This window comes from Burkholderia sp. lig30, assembly GCF_000687455.2.
Classification (GTDB): Bacteria; Pseudomonadota; Gammaproteobacteria; order Burkholderiales; family Burkholderiaceae; genus Burkholderia.
The window spans coordinates 63,971-79,091 of the sequence record NZ_JGVW01000080.1; the positions used below are offsets into that span (position 1 = coordinate 63,971).

Annotated in this window: 13 protein-coding genes; 8 read left to right on the forward strand and 5 right to left on the reverse strand. The window is 68.2% G+C overall.

The genetic code is table 11. From position 1 onward, the window contains the following. Window positions 1-243: 243 nt before the first annotated feature. From glyQ to LIG30_RS13805, 5 genes are read left to right on the forward strand one after another with little or no spacing between them, the layout of a single operon-like run. A complete protein-coding gene (gene glyQ / locus LIG30_RS13785; protein ID WP_083494036.1) occupies window positions 244-1,248 on the forward strand; it encodes a glycine--tRNA ligase subunit alpha in 1,005 nt (334 codons plus the stop codon). A 17-nt stretch (window positions 1,249-1,265) separates the two neighbouring features. Next, window positions 1,266-3,365: a glycine--tRNA ligase subunit beta gene (gene glyS, locus LIG30_RS13790; RefSeq protein ID WP_038713078.1), complete on the forward strand. Its 2,100-nt coding sequence runs from the start codon at window positions 1,266-1,268 to the stop codon at window positions 3,363-3,365. Window positions 3,366-3,375: 10 nt separating this feature from the next. Next, entirely contained in the window at window positions 3,376-3,939 is a 564-nt protein-coding gene (gene gmhB, locus LIG30_RS13795) for a D-glycero-beta-D-manno-heptose 1,7-bisphosphate 7-phosphatase (protein ID WP_038713080.1), read from the forward strand. Window positions 3,940-3,982: 43 nt separating this feature from the next. Next, the gene (locus LIG30_RS13800) at window positions 3,983-4,747 is read left to right on the forward strand and encodes a lysophospholipid acyltransferase family protein (RefSeq protein WP_038713200.1); all 765 of its coding nucleotides are present in this window, start codon (window positions 3,983-3,985) and stop codon (window positions 4,745-4,747) included. 46 nt (window positions 4,748-4,793) lie between these two features. Next, window positions 4,794-5,654: a M48 family metallopeptidase gene (locus LIG30_RS13805; protein WP_038713201.1), complete on the forward strand. Its 861-nt coding sequence runs from the start codon at window positions 4,794-4,796 to the stop codon at window positions 5,652-5,654. A gap of 77 nt (window positions 5,655-5,731) precedes the next feature. Here the strand turns inward: LIG30_RS13805 and gloA are convergent, their stop codons facing one another. After that, the gene (gene gloA, locus LIG30_RS13810; protein ID WP_038713082.1) at window positions 5,732-6,121 is read right to left on the reverse strand and encodes a lactoylglutathione lyase; all 390 of its coding nucleotides are present in this window, start codon (window positions 6,119-6,121) and stop codon (window positions 5,732-5,734) included. Between the two features lie 292 nt (window positions 6,122-6,413). Here gloA and LIG30_RS13815 point away from each other — a divergent pair, with 292 nt between their 5' ends. Further along, on the forward strand, window positions 6,414-7,349 hold the full coding sequence (locus LIG30_RS13815) for a DMT family transporter (protein ID WP_038713202.1): 936 nt from the start codon (window positions 6,414-6,416) through the stop codon (window positions 7,347-7,349). Window positions 7,350-7,450: 101 nt separating this feature from the next. Here LIG30_RS13815 and rsmA read toward each other — a convergent pair whose 3' ends face one another. The 4 genes from rsmA to LIG30_RS13835 form a co-directional block, all read right to left on the reverse strand. Beyond that, complete coding sequence (gene rsmA / locus LIG30_RS13820) at window positions 7,451-8,278, reverse strand: 16S rRNA (adenine(1518)-N(6)/adenine(1519)-N(6))-dimethyltransferase RsmA (RefSeq protein WP_038713084.1); 828 nt, start codon at window positions 8,276-8,278, stop codon at window positions 7,451-7,453. A 34-nt stretch (window positions 8,279-8,312) separates the two neighbouring features. Further along, entirely contained in the window at window positions 8,313-9,308 is a 996-nt protein-coding gene (pdxA, locus tag LIG30_RS13825; protein WP_038713086.1) for a 4-hydroxythreonine-4-phosphate dehydrogenase PdxA, read from the reverse strand. A gap of 11 nt (window positions 9,309-9,319) precedes the next feature. Beyond that, entirely contained in the window at window positions 9,320-10,678 is a 1,359-nt protein-coding gene (locus tag LIG30_RS13830; protein WP_038713089.1) for a peptidylprolyl isomerase, read from the reverse strand. Between the two features lie 78 nt (window positions 10,679-10,756). Further along, window positions 10,757-13,120, reverse strand: coding sequence for an LPS-assembly protein LptD (locus tag LIG30_RS13835; RefSeq protein WP_038713090.1), 2,364 nt, complete (start codon window positions 13,118-13,120; stop codon window positions 10,757-10,759). 215 nt (window positions 13,121-13,335) lie between these two features. Between LIG30_RS13835 and LIG30_RS13840 the strand changes: the two genes are divergently transcribed. Together LIG30_RS13840 and murU are read left to right on the forward strand one after the other, a co-directional pair. Next, window positions 13,336-14,370, forward strand: coding sequence for an aminoglycoside phosphotransferase family protein (locus LIG30_RS13840; protein WP_038713093.1), 1,035 nt, complete (start codon window positions 13,336-13,338; stop codon window positions 14,368-14,370). A gap of 2 nt (window positions 14,371-14,372) precedes the next feature. Then, window positions 14,373-15,092 carry an N-acetylmuramate alpha-1-phosphate uridylyltransferase MurU gene (gene murU / locus LIG30_RS13845; protein WP_038713094.1) on the forward strand — a complete coding sequence of 240 codons (720 nt, stop codon included), beginning with the start codon at window positions 14,373-14,375 and terminating at the stop codon, window positions 15,090-15,092. Window positions 15,093-15,121 lie beyond the last annotated feature (29 nt).

Here is a 15,121-nt window from a genome sequence, read left to right on the forward strand (position 1 = left end):
CGCCGGGCACGCCCGGACGCGGCGGATCGCGACACGTGCGCACGCATCCGCCGCAAGCGCGCGCCGCCCTCTCGTTCGCACGTCGGCGGCTCCCTCCCCCCGTTCCAGCCGCATCCTGCCGCCGATCCGGTAAAATTACGCGTTTCAGCACACTAACAAGCCGCGCCGCCGCGCGAGCCGCACCCCGGGCACCCTGCCCGCGGCGCCGCCCGCAACGGAGCGCCAGCGCCACGAAGGCTCTTCATGCTTACGTTTCAGCAAATCATCCTGACGCTGCAGTCCTACTGGGACAAGCAGGGTTGCGCTCTGCTCCAGCCCATCGACATGGAAGTCGGCGCGGGCACCTCGCACGTCCACACGTTCCTGCGCGCGGTCGGCCCCGAGCCGTGGCGCGCCGCCTACGTGCAGCCGTCGCGCCGCCCGAAGGACGGCCGCTACGGCGAGAACCCGAACCGCCTGCAGCACTACTACCAGTACCAGGTCGTGCTCAAGCCGGCGCCGGAAAACATCCTCGACCTCTATCTCGGCTCGCTCGAAGCGCTCGGCTTCGACCTGAAGCAGAACGACGTCCGTTTCGTCGAGGACGACTGGGAGAACCCGACGCTCGGCGCATGGGGCCTCGGCTGGGAAGTGTGGCTGAACGGCATGGAAGTCACGCAGTTCACGTACTTCCAGCAGGTCGGCGGCCTCGACTGCAAGCCGGTACTCGGCGAAATCACCTACGGTCTCGAGCGTCTCGCGATGTACCTGCAGAAGGTCGAGAACGTCTACGACCTGATCTGGACGGAATGGGAAGAGCAGGGCCCGGAAGGCCCCGAGCTGCGCCGCCTGACCTACGGCGACGTCTACCACCAGAACGAAGTCGAGCAATCGACATACAACTTCGAGCACGCGAACGTCGACCTGCTGTTTACGTTCTTCAACAACTACGAGGCGGAAGCGAAGCGCATGATCGACGCGCAGCTCGCGCTGCCCGCGTACGAGCTGGTGCTGAAGGCCGGCCACACGTTCAACCTGCTCGATGCGCGCGGCGCGATCTCGGTGACCGAGCGTGCGGCGTACATCGGCCGCATCCGCGCGCTGTCGCGCCTCGTCGCGCAGGCGTACTACGACTCGCGTGAAAAGCTCGGCTTCCCGATGCTCGGCAATCCGCCGGGCGTGCCGGGCCTCACCACCGATGCCCAGGATGCCGCCCAGCCGGCCTGGGCGCCGCCGCTCAAAGTCGAACGCAAGATCGATCAGGACTGACGAGATTTCCTCACATCATGACGCACACCCATCCCGCCCCCCTGCTCGTCGAACTGCTGACTGAAGAGCTGCCGCCGAAGGCGCTCGCGCGCCTTGGCGACGCATTCGCCGAAGGCCTCGCGCAACGCCTCGCCGCGCGCGACCTGATCGAAGGCGAGCTCGTCTTCGAACGCTACGCGACCCCGCGCCGTCTCGCCGTCGTCGTCCAGAACGTGCGCACCGTCGCGCCCGAAAAGCAAGTCCGCGAAAAAGTCCTGCCGGTGTCGGTCGCGCTCGACGCGGCCGGCATGCCCACCGCACCGCTCGCGAAGAAGCTCGCGGCGCTCGGCTTCCCGAACCTGTCGATCGCCGATCTCGAGCGCGCGCAGGACGGCAAGGCCGAAGCGTTCTTCGTCAATTACGCCGCAGCCGGCGCGACGCTCGCCGACGGCCTGCAGGCCGCGCTCGACGAGACGCTCGCGAAGCTGCCGATTCCGAAGGTCATGACCTATCAGCGTCCGGACGGCACCGACGTGCAGTTCGTGCGCCCGGTGCATCGCCTGACGGCACTGCACGACGACCGCATCGTGCCGGTCGCCGCGTTCGGCATCGACGCCGGCGACACGACGCTCGGCCATCGCTTCCTGTCCGACGGCCTCGTCGCGATCCCGCACGCGAGCGCATACGCCGACACGCTGCGCGACAAGGGCCGCGTGATCGCTCATTTCGTCGACCGCAAGGAGACGATCCGCACGCAGCTCAACGAATACGCGGAAGGCGATACGGTCGTGATGCCCGAGTCGCTGCTCGACGAAGTGACGTCGCTGGTCGAATGGCCGGTCGTCTATCCGTGCCGCTTCGAGGATGAATTCCTGCAAGTGCCGCAGGAATGCCTGATCCTCACGATGCAGACCAACCAGAAGTATTTCGCGCTGACCGACATCGCCGGCAAGCTGCGCTCGCGCTTCCTGATCGTGTCGAACATCGAGACCAGGACGCCGGTGGAGATCATCGAAGGCAACGAGCGCGTCGTGCGCCCGCGCCTCGCCGACGCGAAGTTCTTCTTCGAGCAGGACAAGAAGAAGCCGCTCGCCGACCGCGTGCCGCTGCTCGCGAACGTCGTCTATCACAACAAGCTCGGCTCGACGCTCGCGCGCGTCGAGCGCGTCGAGACGCTCGCCGGCGAGATCGCGCCCGCGATCGGCGCCGATGCCGCGCTCGCGAAGCGCGCCGCGCGTCTCGCGAAGGCCGACCTGCTGACCGACATGGTCGGCGAGTTCCCCGAGCTGCAGGGCACGATGGGCACGTACTACGCGCGCCACGACGGCGAGCCGGAAGACGTCGCGATCGCCTGCACCGAGCACTACCAGCCGCGCTTCTCGGGCGACGCGCTGCCGGCCGCGCCGGTCAGCACCGCGGTCGCGCTCGCCGACAAGCTCGAGACGATCGTCGGCATCTGGGGCATCGGCCTCGCGCCGACGGGCGAGAAGGACCCGTTCGCGCTGCGCCGCCACGCGCTCGGCGTGCTGCGCCTGCTGCTCGAAAAGCAGTTGCCGCTCGATCTCCTGTCGCTGCTGCGGACCGCGCACGCGCGTTTCTCGGCACTGCCGGACGTCGCGGAATCGACCGATGCGATCTACGGGTTCTTCATGGACCGCCTGCGCGGCCTGCTGCGCGAGCGCGGCTACTCGGCGGGCGAAATCGACGCGGTGCTGAGCCTCAACCCGTCGCGCCTCGACGACGTCGTCGCGCGCCTCGACGCGGTGCGCGAGTTCACGCGCCTCGCCGAAGCGGAAGCGCTCGCGGCCGCGAACAAGCGCATCTCGAACATCCTGAAGAAGTCGGAAAGCGGCTCGAACGGCGCAGTGCAGCCGACGCTGTTCGTCGAAGCCGCCGAGAAGGCGCTGCACGAGCAGCTCGCCGAGGTGACGCCGCGCGTGCAGTCGCAGCTCGAGGCGCGCGCGTACACCGGCGCGCTGTCGGCGCTCGCCGCGCTGCGCGCGCCCGTCGACACGTTCTTCAACGACGTGATGGTCAACGCCGAGGATCCGGCGCTGCGCGCCAACCGGCTCGCGCTGCTGTCCGCGCTGCATCAGCAGATGAACTGCGTCGCGGACATCTCGAAGCTTGCCGCGTAAGGGCCACACGATGCCGATCAGCGCCAGCAAGAAACTTGTCGTCCTCGACCGGGACGGCGTGATCAACGTCGATTCGGAAGCGTTCATCAAGACGCCCGACGAGTGGGTCCCGCTGCCCGGCAGCCTCGAGGCGATCGCACGGCTCAATCACGGCGGGTATCGCGTCGTGGTCGCGACCAACCAGTCGGGCATCGGCCGCGGCCTGTTCGACATGGCGGCGCTGAACGCGATGCATATGAAGATGCATCGCGCGGCGGCGGCGGTCGGCGCGCGCATCGACGCGGTGTTCTTCTGCCCGCACACGGCGGAAGACCACTGCGACTGCCGCAAGCCGAAGCCCGGCATGATGAAGATGATCGCCGAGCGCTTCGAGGTCGATCCCGAGCATACGCCGGTGGTCGGCGATTCGCTGCGCGACCTGCAGGCGGGCCTCGCGCTCGGCTTCCAGCCGCATCTGGTGCTGACCGGCAAGGGCAAGAAGACGCTCGCGGCGGGCGGCCTGCCGCCCGGCACGAAGGTTCACGACGATTTGCGCGCGTTCGCCCTCGATTTCCTCTCTCACGAACACGAGTGATGCGGCCGCCGCGCGCATGCTCCACTACGAACCGGTTACGCCGATGCGCTTTGTCCGCTCCCTGCTGCTGCTGATCTATTTCTTCCTGTACACGGTGCCGTATGCGACCGCGTGCTTCATCGCGTTCCCGTTCCTGCGCCCCGACGCGCGCTACTGGATGGCGGCCGGCTGGTGCAAGTCGACGCTGTTCGCCGTGCGCTGGCTGAACGGCATCCGGTACCGGATCGAAGGCCAGGAGAACCTGCCCGACGGCCCCGCGGTGCTGCTGTCGAAGCACCAGTCCGCGTGGGAGACGATCGCGTTTCCGGCGCTGATGCCGCGCCCGCTGTGCTTCGTGTTCAAGCGCGAGCTGCTTTTCGTGCCGTTCTTCGGCTGGGCGCTCGGCATGCTGCACATGGTCCATATCGACCGCAAGGAAGGCAAGCACGCGTTCGACTCGGTGATCCGACAGGGCAAGAAGCGCCTCGCCGAAGGCGCGTGGGTCATCATGTTTCCGGAAGGCACCCGCACGCCGGTCGGCAAGCAAGGCAAGTACAAGACGGGCGGCGCGCGCTTCGCGATCGAGGCCGGCGCGCCCGTCGTGCCGATCGCGCACAACGCCGGCCGCGTGTGGCCGCGCAATTCGTTCACGAAGTTTCCGGGCGTCGTCACGGTGTCGATCGGCAAGCCGATCGACGTGCAGGGGCTCACGCCCGACCAGCTGAACAAGCGCGTGGAAGCCTGGATCGAGGCCGAAATGCGCCGCATCGATCCGGACGCGTACCCGCAGCAGGACGGCGCCGCACGGCGCAATGCCGCGCGTGTCTGAGTCGCACAGGGTGCATCCGTTGCGCGCACCGAAACGCAGCGAACCGATGACGAGCCGGCCACGTCCGCGGCCCGCCGTCGTGGCGCTCGATCATCGCCAGCTCGACCTGCCCCTGTTCGACGGGCCGGCTGCCGCGCCGTCGACGGCGGCGTCACCGCCCGAGCCCGCGTCGGCAGGCGCACGCGTGCGCACGCTCGCGCTCGACAGCCGGGTGCTCGAATATCGGCTGAAACGCTCCGCGCGCCGCACGATCGGCTTCACGATCGACGGCAGCGGGCTCACGATCACCGCGCCGCGCTGGGTCACGCTCGCCGACATCGAAGCGGCCATCACCGAAAAGCGGCGCTGGATCTTCACGAAGCTCGCGGAGTGGAAGACGCGCGCCGAGCAGCGCGCGCTGCCGCAGATCGACTGGCGCGACGGCGCGCAGATTCCGTATCTCGGCAAATCGGTGACGATCGCGCTGTCGCCCGAAGCCGGCACGGTCGGGTTCGACGCTGACGCTAACACGGCGCGGCTCGCGCTGCCGCTGCCCGCGCACGCGGACGCGCAGCAGATCAAGGATCGGGTGCAAGGCTGGCTGCAGGGCGAGGCGAAGCGCATTTTCGGCGAACGGCTCGCGTTCTATGCGGACAAGCTCGGGGTCACGTATTCGATGTATGCGCTGTCGTCGGCCGCGACGCGCTGGGGCAGTTGCACGAGCGACGGCAAGATCCGCCTGAACTGGCGGCTGATCCACTTCCCGATGTCGATCATCGACTACGTGGTCGCGCACGAGCTGTCGCATCTGCGCGAGATGAATCATAGTCCGCGCTTCTGGCAGACCGTCGAATCGATCTTCCCTGAATTCCGCGAAGCGCGGCATACCCTCAAGCACCATCCGCCCGAGCTGCTGCCGCCGCTCTGAGCGGGCGGCGCAGCAGCGGCCGAGCCGCCCGTCGCGCGGGCACGCGCGATGCGCACCGCGACTGGGTGATCCGGCGTTCAGTGCGCCTTCGTCTGGATGAACTCGATCTTGTAGCCGTCCGGGTCCTCGACAAACGCGATCACGGTCGTACCGTGCTTCATCGGGCCCGCCTCGCGCGTGACCTTGCCGCCTTGCGCCTTGATCCGCTCGCAGGCCTGGTACGCGTCGTCGACTTCCACCGCCAGGTGGCCGAAACCGGTACCCAGATCGTAGGACGCCGTGTCCCAGTTGTGGGTCAGCTCGATCACCGTCCCGCGGCTTTCGTCTTCATAGCCGACGAACGCGAGCGTGAACCGGCCTTCCGGATAATCCTGGCGGCGCAGCACTTTCATGCCAAGCAATTCGGTGTAGAACTTGATCGAGCGGTCGAGATCGCCGACTCGCAGCATCGTGTGCAGCAAACGCATTCCTGTACTCCATGGGGACTTTCCGGAACGGCCAAATGTACCAGAGTCACGGGGATTTCGCCGACGGCGCGGCGGGCGCCAATCGGGTAACATCGTTCCCGATCGTGCCGCCGGGCATCTGTCGATGCCCGTTCGGCCAGCCCCGACGCCCGCGCGCCGAACGCCGCATCGCGCGTGCGCGGCCTTCCGACCACTCGACCGATCCGCCCGTGCGAACCCCTCGATTCGAGCGCGCCGAACGCGCCTTCCGCCTGTCCGTGAATCCTTCCATCCGTCTGCGCGAGGCATGCCGATGAGCACCCTCGCCGCGATGCCGGCGCGGCGCGCGCTCGACGCGCGCGCGGTCGCCCTGATGCTCCTGCTCTGCGCGATCTGGGGCTTCCAGCAGGTCGCGATCAAGAGCACCAATGCCGCGATCCCGCCGATCTTCCAGGCCGGCCTGCGCTCGGCGATCGCCGCGCTGCTCGTGTGGATCTGGACGAGCCTGCGCGGCACGCCGCTGTTTCGCGCCGACGGCACCTTCCCGGCCGGTCTCGCCGCCGGCGCGCTGTTCGCCGGGGAGTTCATCTGCGTATTCTTCGGCCTGACGCTGACGAGCGCGTCGCGCATGGCGATCTTCCTGTACACGGCGCCCTGCTTCACCGCGCTCGGGCTGCACCTGTTCGTGCCCGGCGAACGGATCCAGCGGATGCAATGGTTCGGCGTCGGTCTCGCGTTCGCCGGCATCGCGCTCGCGTTCGCCGACGGCTTCACGCGACCGGTCGCGCCCGGCACGTCGGCGCTCGCCGGGCTGGCCGGCGACGCGCTCGGCATGCTCGGCGGCGCGATGTGGGCAGCCACGACGATCGTCGTGCGCGCAAGCTCGCTCGCCCATGCGAGCCCGAGCAAGACGCTGCTCTATCAGCTTGCGGTGTCGGCCGTCGTGATGCTCGCGCTCGCCGCGCTGCTCGGGCAGGTCACGTTCGCACACGTCACGCCGGTCGCGCTCGCGAGCCTCGCGTACCAGTCGGTGATCGTCGCATTCGTCAGCTATCTGTCGTGGTTCTGGTTGCTGACCCGCTATATCGCGTCGCGGCTGTCCGTGTTCACGTTCCTGTCGCCGCTGTTCGGCGTCGCGTTCGGCGTGCTGCTGCTCGGCGAATCGGTCGGCTGGCGCTTCATGTTCGCAGCGGCGCTCGTGCTGACCGGCATCGGTTTCGTCAACGCGCCTGCGCGCAAGCGCACGTAGCGCACGGTCCGGTCCAGACAAAAAAGGCCGCCCGATCTGCCGGGCGGCCCTGGGTCAGTCCTGCGTCGGCGCGGCAGGCGCGCCCATCCGCGATGCGCCGCTCAGCCGGCCTTGCGCGATGCCGCCAGCGCCTGCGCGACGCCGACGTATTCGGCCACGCTCACGTCTTCCGCACGGCGCGCGAGATCGAAGCCGAGCGCGTCGAAATCGAGGGCCTCGCGATAATCGCCGAGCGTGTTGCGCAGCATCTTGCGGCGCTGCGAGAACGCCGCCGTCACGATTTCGCCCAGCAGCGCCGGATCGACGTCGGGCAACTCGTGCGGCGCGTACGGAATCATCCGCACGATCGCGGAATCGACCTTCGGCGGCGGCTGGAACGACTCCGGCGGCACGTCCATCATCTTGTCCATCACGTAGCGGTACTGCAGCATCACCGACAGCCGGGAAAACGCCTTCGTGCCCGGCTCCGCGACCATCCGCTCGACCACTTCGTTCTGCAGCATGAAATGCTGGTCGACGACCACGTCGGCGAACGTCATCAGGTGAAACAGCAGCGGGCTCGAGATGTTGTACGGCAGGTTGCCGACGATGCGCAGCGACGGCGCGTCGCCCGGCGCGGCGAGCGAGCGGAAGTCGAACGCGAGCGCGTCGCCCGCGTGCAATTCGAGCAACGGCCCGAAGCGCTTCTGCAACCGGGCAATCAGGTCGCGGTCGAGCTCGACCGCGTGGAGGGGGGATTCGGGCGTCGCCAGCCACTCGATCAGCGGCTCGGTCAGCGCGCCGAGGCCCGGGCCGATCTCGACCATGCGCTGCCCGCGCACCGGCCCGATCGTCCTGACGATCGAATCGATCACGCCCTGATCGACGAGGAAGTTCTGCCCGAAGCGCTTGCGCGCGAAATGGCCCTGATGCTGTCTGCTGTTCGACATCGACAATGAAAAACGAAAAACGCGAAAGGTGGAATCAGGCGGCGCGGCGGTGGCGCGCCATCGTGACTGCGGTATCGAGCGCGGCGACCATGCTGCCCGGATCGGCGCGGCCGGTGCCCGCAAGATCGAGCGCCGTGCCGTGATCGACCGACGTGCGGATGATCGGCAAGCCGAGCGTAACGTTGATGCCCTCGCCGAACGTCGCGTACTTGAGCACCGGCAATCCCTGGTCGTGGAACATCGCGAGCACGCAGTCGGCATCGGCGAGATGGCGCGGCTGAAACAGCGTGTCGGCCGGATACGGCCCGCGCGCGTCGATGCCCTGCGCTTGCGCGCGCCCGAGCGCCGGCGCGATCACGTCGATCTCCTCGCGGCCGAGATAGCCGTTCTCGCCGGCATGCGGATTGAGCCCCGTGACGAGGATGCGCGGCGCGGCAAGGCCGAAGTCGCGGCGCAGATCGCGATCGATGATCGCGAGCGTCTCGAGCAGCCCGTCGACGGTCAGCGCCGCCGGCACGTCCCTGAGCGGCAGATGCGTCGTCGCGAGCGCGACGCGCAGCGGCCTCTCGCCGGTACCGGCCAGCATCATCACGACGCGCGGCGTGCCGGTGCGCTCGGCGAGATATTCGGTATGGCCGGTAAACGGCACGCCGGCATCGTTGATCGTGCTCTTTTGCAGCGGCGCGGTGACGATCGCGTCGAATTCGCCCGCCAGCGCGCCGTCGATCGCCGCGTCGAGCAGCGCGAGCACGTATTTGCCGTTTGCGGCGTCCAGCGTGCCCGCCCGGGCGGGCACGGCGAGCGGGCGATCGGCGACGGCGACCTGGCCGGCCGCCACGAGCGCGGCCCAATCGACGCCGACCGCCGCCGCGCGCGCGCCGAGCAGCGCCGCGTCGCCGAGGACGGTGAAGCGCGCGTCGGGCCACCGCCGCGCGGCGTCGCGCAGCGCCTGCGCGGTCAGTTCGGGGCCGACACCGGCCGGCTCACCGGTGGTGATCGCGATGTGCAGCGCGGGCGCGAGCGAGGTCATCGGCAGCTCGCTCAGTTCGCCTGGCTCAGGCCGCCGAACTTGTACTGGACGTACGAAGAATCGCGCAGCTCGCGCAGCCAGTCGGAATACGCTTGCTCCGCCTTGCGCTGGCCGATCGCCTGACGTGCGATTTCCATCTGCTGCTGCACCGAGCCTTCGGCCTCGCGGCGGCTGAGCACCTGGATCAGGTGGTAGCCGTATTCGGTGCGAACCGGGTTGCTGACCTGGTTGTCCTGCAGCCCGTTCATCGCGCGCTCGAATTCCGGCACCGTCTCGCCCGGGCTGATCCAGCCCAGATCGCCGCCCTGCGACGCCGAGCCGTCCTGCGAGTAGGTGCGGGCGAACTTCGCGAAGTCGGCGCCGGCCTCCACCTGCTGGCGGATGTCGATCAGCTGCTGACGCGCCTGGCCTTCGGACTTGCCTTCGCCGACGCGCAGCAGGATGTGGCGCACGTGCGTCTGCATGATCTTCGGCGCCGCGGCCGTCGCGCCCTGGCTCTGGCGGCGGTCGACGAGACGCACGATCTCGAAACCGTCGGGCACGCGGATCAGCGTCGGATTGACCTGGCCCGGACGCAGCTTCGATGCGGCGTCGACGACCTCCGGCGGCAGCGACGCGGGTGCCTTGAAGCCGAGGTCGCCGCCCTTCTTCGCGTCGCTCGCTTCGGAGTTGTCCTTCGCGAGCCGCTCGAAGCTGTCGCCCGACAGCGCCTTTTTCAGCAGCGCGTCGGCCTTCTTCTGCGCGATCTCGATGTCGGTCTGCGGCGCGTTGGTCGCCGCCTTCACGAGAATGTGCTGGAACCGCAGGTCCTGCTGCTGCGATGCGCTCGGCCCGCGCTGGCTCGCGATGTAGCTCGCGACCTCGGCGTCCGACACCGTGATCTTGCTGTCGACCTCGCGCTCGCGCAGCTTCGAGAGCATCAGCTCGGTGCGCGCGTCGTTCTGGAACACGCTCCAGGGCACGCCCTGGGCCACGAGCCGCGTGCGGTACTGATCGAGCGTCATGCCGTTCGCCTGGGCGAGCCGCTGCAGCGTCGACTGCACGGTCGCGTCGTCGATCCGGATGCCGTCATCCTTGGCCTTTTGCACCTGGATTCGCTCGAGCACCATCTGGTTCAGCACCTGGCCGCGCAGCTGGCTCATCGACGGCACCGGCGCATTCTGCTGCTGCAGCCGGCGGACGATGAGGCCCAGGCGCTCATCCAGTTCGCGGCCCGTGATGACGTCGTTGTTGACGACCGCGACGACTTCGTCGGCGAGCTGGGCGCCCGGGGTGCCGAGCGACTGCGCCGCCGCCGGCGTGGCGGCGAGCAGCGCGGCGGATACGGCCAGCGTGGACGCGATTGCCGCGAAGCGAAGGGTTTTCTTCATTGCCACTGATACTCCATTGAAATCGGGCTGATCCGGTGCCGGCGCCGCCTGCTGCCGCTTGCCGCAGGCGCCTGGGCGTTACTCGTAGTTGCTGAAGCGGGACAGCGGCGGCGGCGCGGGCGGCAACGGCGTATAGCCCGGAATCCCGGTGCGGAACGCCGACACGAGGCCGTTGTCGACGCTCGACAGGCCCTTGAGCGTCAGCTGCGCCATGAACCGGGTGGACGAATTCTGCTGCCCGGACGAGTTCACGCCGTTCGCGTAGCGCTGGATACCGACCCCGAGCGCCCAGCAGTCAGCGTCGTATTGTATGCCGAGCAGGCCGTCGACAATCCGGTCGTAGTGCAGGTCGTAGTTGAAGCGGCCGATCGCATACAGGCGGTGGGTCAGCGGCCATTGCGCGGACACCAGGAACTGGTTGATCGGCTGGCCGTCGAGCGTCGTGTTCGAGCGCGTGTATCGGTACGCGACGTTGATCACCTTGCGCAGCTCGGGGCTGTAGCCGAAACCGACGCTCGACTTCACGAGCTGGTTGTTGTCCATGTTGTACTGGAACGCCGTCTCCGACGCGAAGCCGGCGCCCAGCTTGATCGCCGCCCCCACGATCAGGTCCGAATGCTGCGCCTGCGACACGGGCTGCCCCGACGTCAGCGTCGTGCGCTGATCGGTGAAGTAGTACTGCTGCGCGATCATGAAGCGCGCGCGTTCGTCACCCGTCGTCGGATTGATGAAGCGGGTGGTAAGCGCCGCCGTCAGGCGGTTCGCGTCCGCGATCCGGTCGTTGCCGACGTACGTGTTCGGCTGGAACATCTCGGCCATCCCGAAATCGGACTCGGCCGTGTCGAAGAGCGGCGCGTTCGACTGGTTCCGGTATGGCGTATAGACGTAGTACAGGCGCGGCTCGAGCGTCTGGATGAAGTCCTCTCCGAACAGGCGCACCGAGCGGTCGAAGATCAGCCCCGAGTCGAGGCTCACCGTCGGAACCGACTCCGTGAAGCGCTTCGGGACGTTCGGCGTGCCCGTCGATATGTAGCTCAGGTCGTAGGACGCGACGTGATACTGGACCTTCGGCACCACAAAATAGCCGGGGCCGTACACGCCGTAGGCGATGTACGGGTTGAAGACGATCCGGTCGCCTTCGGTCGAGTCGCCGGTCGTGATGCGGAAACGCGAATAGTCCGCTTCCGCGCCGAAGTCGAACCCGCCGACGTTGTATTTCGTGTACTTCACGTTCAGCTGCGGCTCGCGGCTGTAAGGCGCAGTCGACGGCGGCAGCGTCTGCCAGTGCTGGTAGCGGGCAACCACCGACCACGGGCCGTTGCCGTACGTGAGCCCGGCTTCCTGCTGATACAGCATCTGCGTGCCGTTCACGAACTGGTTCGACATCGCCGTCAGGTCTTCCGGATAGGTGTTATCCGAGACCTTGCTGTAATACACGTACCCGCCGAAGCCGTTGCCGAAGTTCTGCTGGTGCTGCCAGTAGATCGCATAACGGTCGCGCTTCGCGAGCGCGTCATGCGGCAGGAATTCGCCCGTGAACGTGCCGGAATAGGTCGGCGACAGGTAGCGGAACGTCGCCTGCGTCTGCACCCCGCGCTTCGAGATGATGCGAGGCGTGATCGTCAGATCCCGGTTCGGCGCGATGTTGAAGTAGTACGGCAGCAACAGTTCGAAGCCGTTGTTCGAGCTCATCGAGAAGGTCGGCGGCAACACGCCGCTGCGCCGTTCGCCGGAAAGCGGGAACATCAGCCACGGGCTCGCCATGATCGGCACGCCCTGGAAGAACACGATGCCGTTGCGGACGGAGCCTTCGTCCGTGCCGGTGTCGAACTCGAAGCGGCTGCCCTTGATGTACCACGCCGGGTTCGTCGCACACTGGCACGCGGTGTAGGTGCCGCCGACGAACACCGAGCGCTCGCTGTCGAGCATGTCGGCGCGCTCGGCGCTGCCCGAGCCGCCCGTCACGTTGAAGTGATACTTCGGGGCGGGCATGTAGCCCTGGCTCGCCTCGGCCTTCAGATGCGCCTCGGGTCCGGCGAACGACGTGTCGCCGTTGACCACCCTGACCTGGCCGTACGCATCGGCCACGTCCGTGTCCTGATCGTAATGAATCGCGTCGGCCTTGATGATCGCGCGGCCGCGGCGAATCTCCGCGGAGCCCTTTGCAGCCAGATCCTGATCGGCCGTGCCGCTCGTGTGATCGGCAATCACGAACGCGGCGGGCTTGCCGCCGCCCTGTTGCGGGTGATCCTCGAGCTGGGGCGCAAGGCGCAGATCCCACGGCGAATCGAGCTGCTGCGGCTGCGCGGCCGTGCCCGTCAGCTGCGCGTGCGAAACCGCCGGCACGAGGCCGGGCACGGCCAGGAGCGCGAGTGCGAGCCGCCGTTTGCGCGGCGCCCCGTTACCGGGGATAACAATCGGGAATAGCGGTTTGGGCGGCATCTATCGTTTGGCGAATCGCCCCTCGTCAACCCTGGCTTTCGCGCGTCGCGGCCCGCGCAATCGAACCGTGACTGCGGCTGTGCGCATACCAGGGGAAGCGATCGGGCGAACGGCGCCGCAGGCGGCGGGCCTGCACCGGCGAGAGCTGACACGGGGCGCGTCAAAAAAGTCGTGGGGTATTATATGGCAAGACGTTCCTCCCTCCGCCGAGTTTCATGACGCCCCCTTCTGCCGATTCCCGCTTCGACGCGCTCTGCGCCTGGCTGCGCCCGCTCGCCGAGCGCCACGCCCTCGATCTCGCCACCCTCGCGCCCGCCTCCGCGGATGCCAGTTTCCGCCGCTACTTCCGCGTCGCGTCGGCAACGAGCCCCGGCGGCTCGCTGATCGCCGTGGACGCCCCGCCGCCCGAGAAGTGCCGCGAATTCGTCCAGGTCGCGCAACTGCTCGCCGATGCGGGCATCCACGCGCCGCAGGTGCTCGCGCACGACTTCGACGCGGGCTTCATGCTCGTGACCGACCTCGGGCGCACGCAATACATCTCGGTGCTCGATGCGGCCGACCCGGCCGCCGCGCGGCCGCTGATGCGCGACGCGCTCGACACGCTGATCCGCTTCCAGCTCGCGTCCGCGCCGGACGTACTGCCGCCGTTCGACGACGCGTTCCTGCGCCGCGAGATGGACCTGCTGCCCGAGTGGTATGTGGGCCGCCACCTCGGCCGGACCTTGACCGACGACATGCGCGGCACGCTCGAGCGCACCTTCGCGCTGCTGATCGCGAGCGCCCGGGCGCAGCCGCAGGGCTTCATGCTGCGCGACTTCATGCCGCGCAACCTGATGGTCGCGCAGCCGAACCCCGGCGTGCTCGATTTCCAGGACGCGGTCTACGGCCCGCTGACCTACGACGTCGTGTCGCTGCTGCGCGACGCGTTCATCAGCTGGGACGAGGAATTCGAGCTCGACTGCTTCGCGTACTACTGGGAAAAGGCGAAGAAGGCCGGCGTGCCCGTCGATCCGGATTTCGGCGAGTTCTACCGCCAGCTCGAATGGATGGGCCTGCAGCGGCACATCAAGATCCTCGGCCTGTTCGCGCGGATCAACTACCGCGACGGCAAGCCGCACTACCTGGCCGACCTGCCGCGCTTCCTGGACTACGCGCGCAAGGTCGCGCTGCGCTACCGGCCGCTCGTGCCGCTCGCGAAACTGCTCGACGATCTCGAAGGCAAGACGGCCGACGTCGGCTACACGTTCTGAAGATGACCGATACCCTGACCACGGCGATGATCTTCGCCGCCGGGCGCGGCGAGCGGATGCGCCCGCTCACCGACACCTGCCCGAAGCCGCTGCTCGAAGCCGGCGGCAAGCCGCTGATCGTCTGGCAGATCGAGCGGCTCGCGCAAGCGGGCATCGAGACGATCGTGATCAACCACGCATGGCTCGGCGCGCAGATCGAGGCCACGCTCGGCGACGGCTCGCGCTGGGGCGTGCGGCTCGCATACTCGGCCGAGGACGAGGCGCTGGAGACCGCTGGCGGCATCGCGCAGGCGCTGCCGCTCCTCGAGCGCGGTGGCGGGCCGGCGGTGTTCGTCGCGGTGAGCGGCGACGTATTCTGCGAATTCGACTACCGCACGCTCGCCGCGCACGCCGCGCAGATGGCCGCATCCGCCGAGCCGGCGATGCACCTCGTGATGGTGCCGAATCCGCCGTTCCATCCGGCCGGCGATTTCGCGCTCGGCGCGAGCGGCGCGCTGTCGCTCGCGGGCGATGTGCGACTCACGTTCGGCAACATCGGGCTCTATGACACGCGGATGTTCCGCGACCTCGCGGCCGGCACGCGGCGCGCGCTGACGCCGTACTACCGCGCGGCGATCGAGGCAGGCCGCGCGACCGGCGAGCGATACGACGGGCCGTGGGAAAACGTCGGCACGCCCGCGCAGCTCGGCGAGCTCGACCTGCGGCTGCGCGGCGCGCGCTGACGGCCGCCGCGAACCCGGCCGGGCCGCGC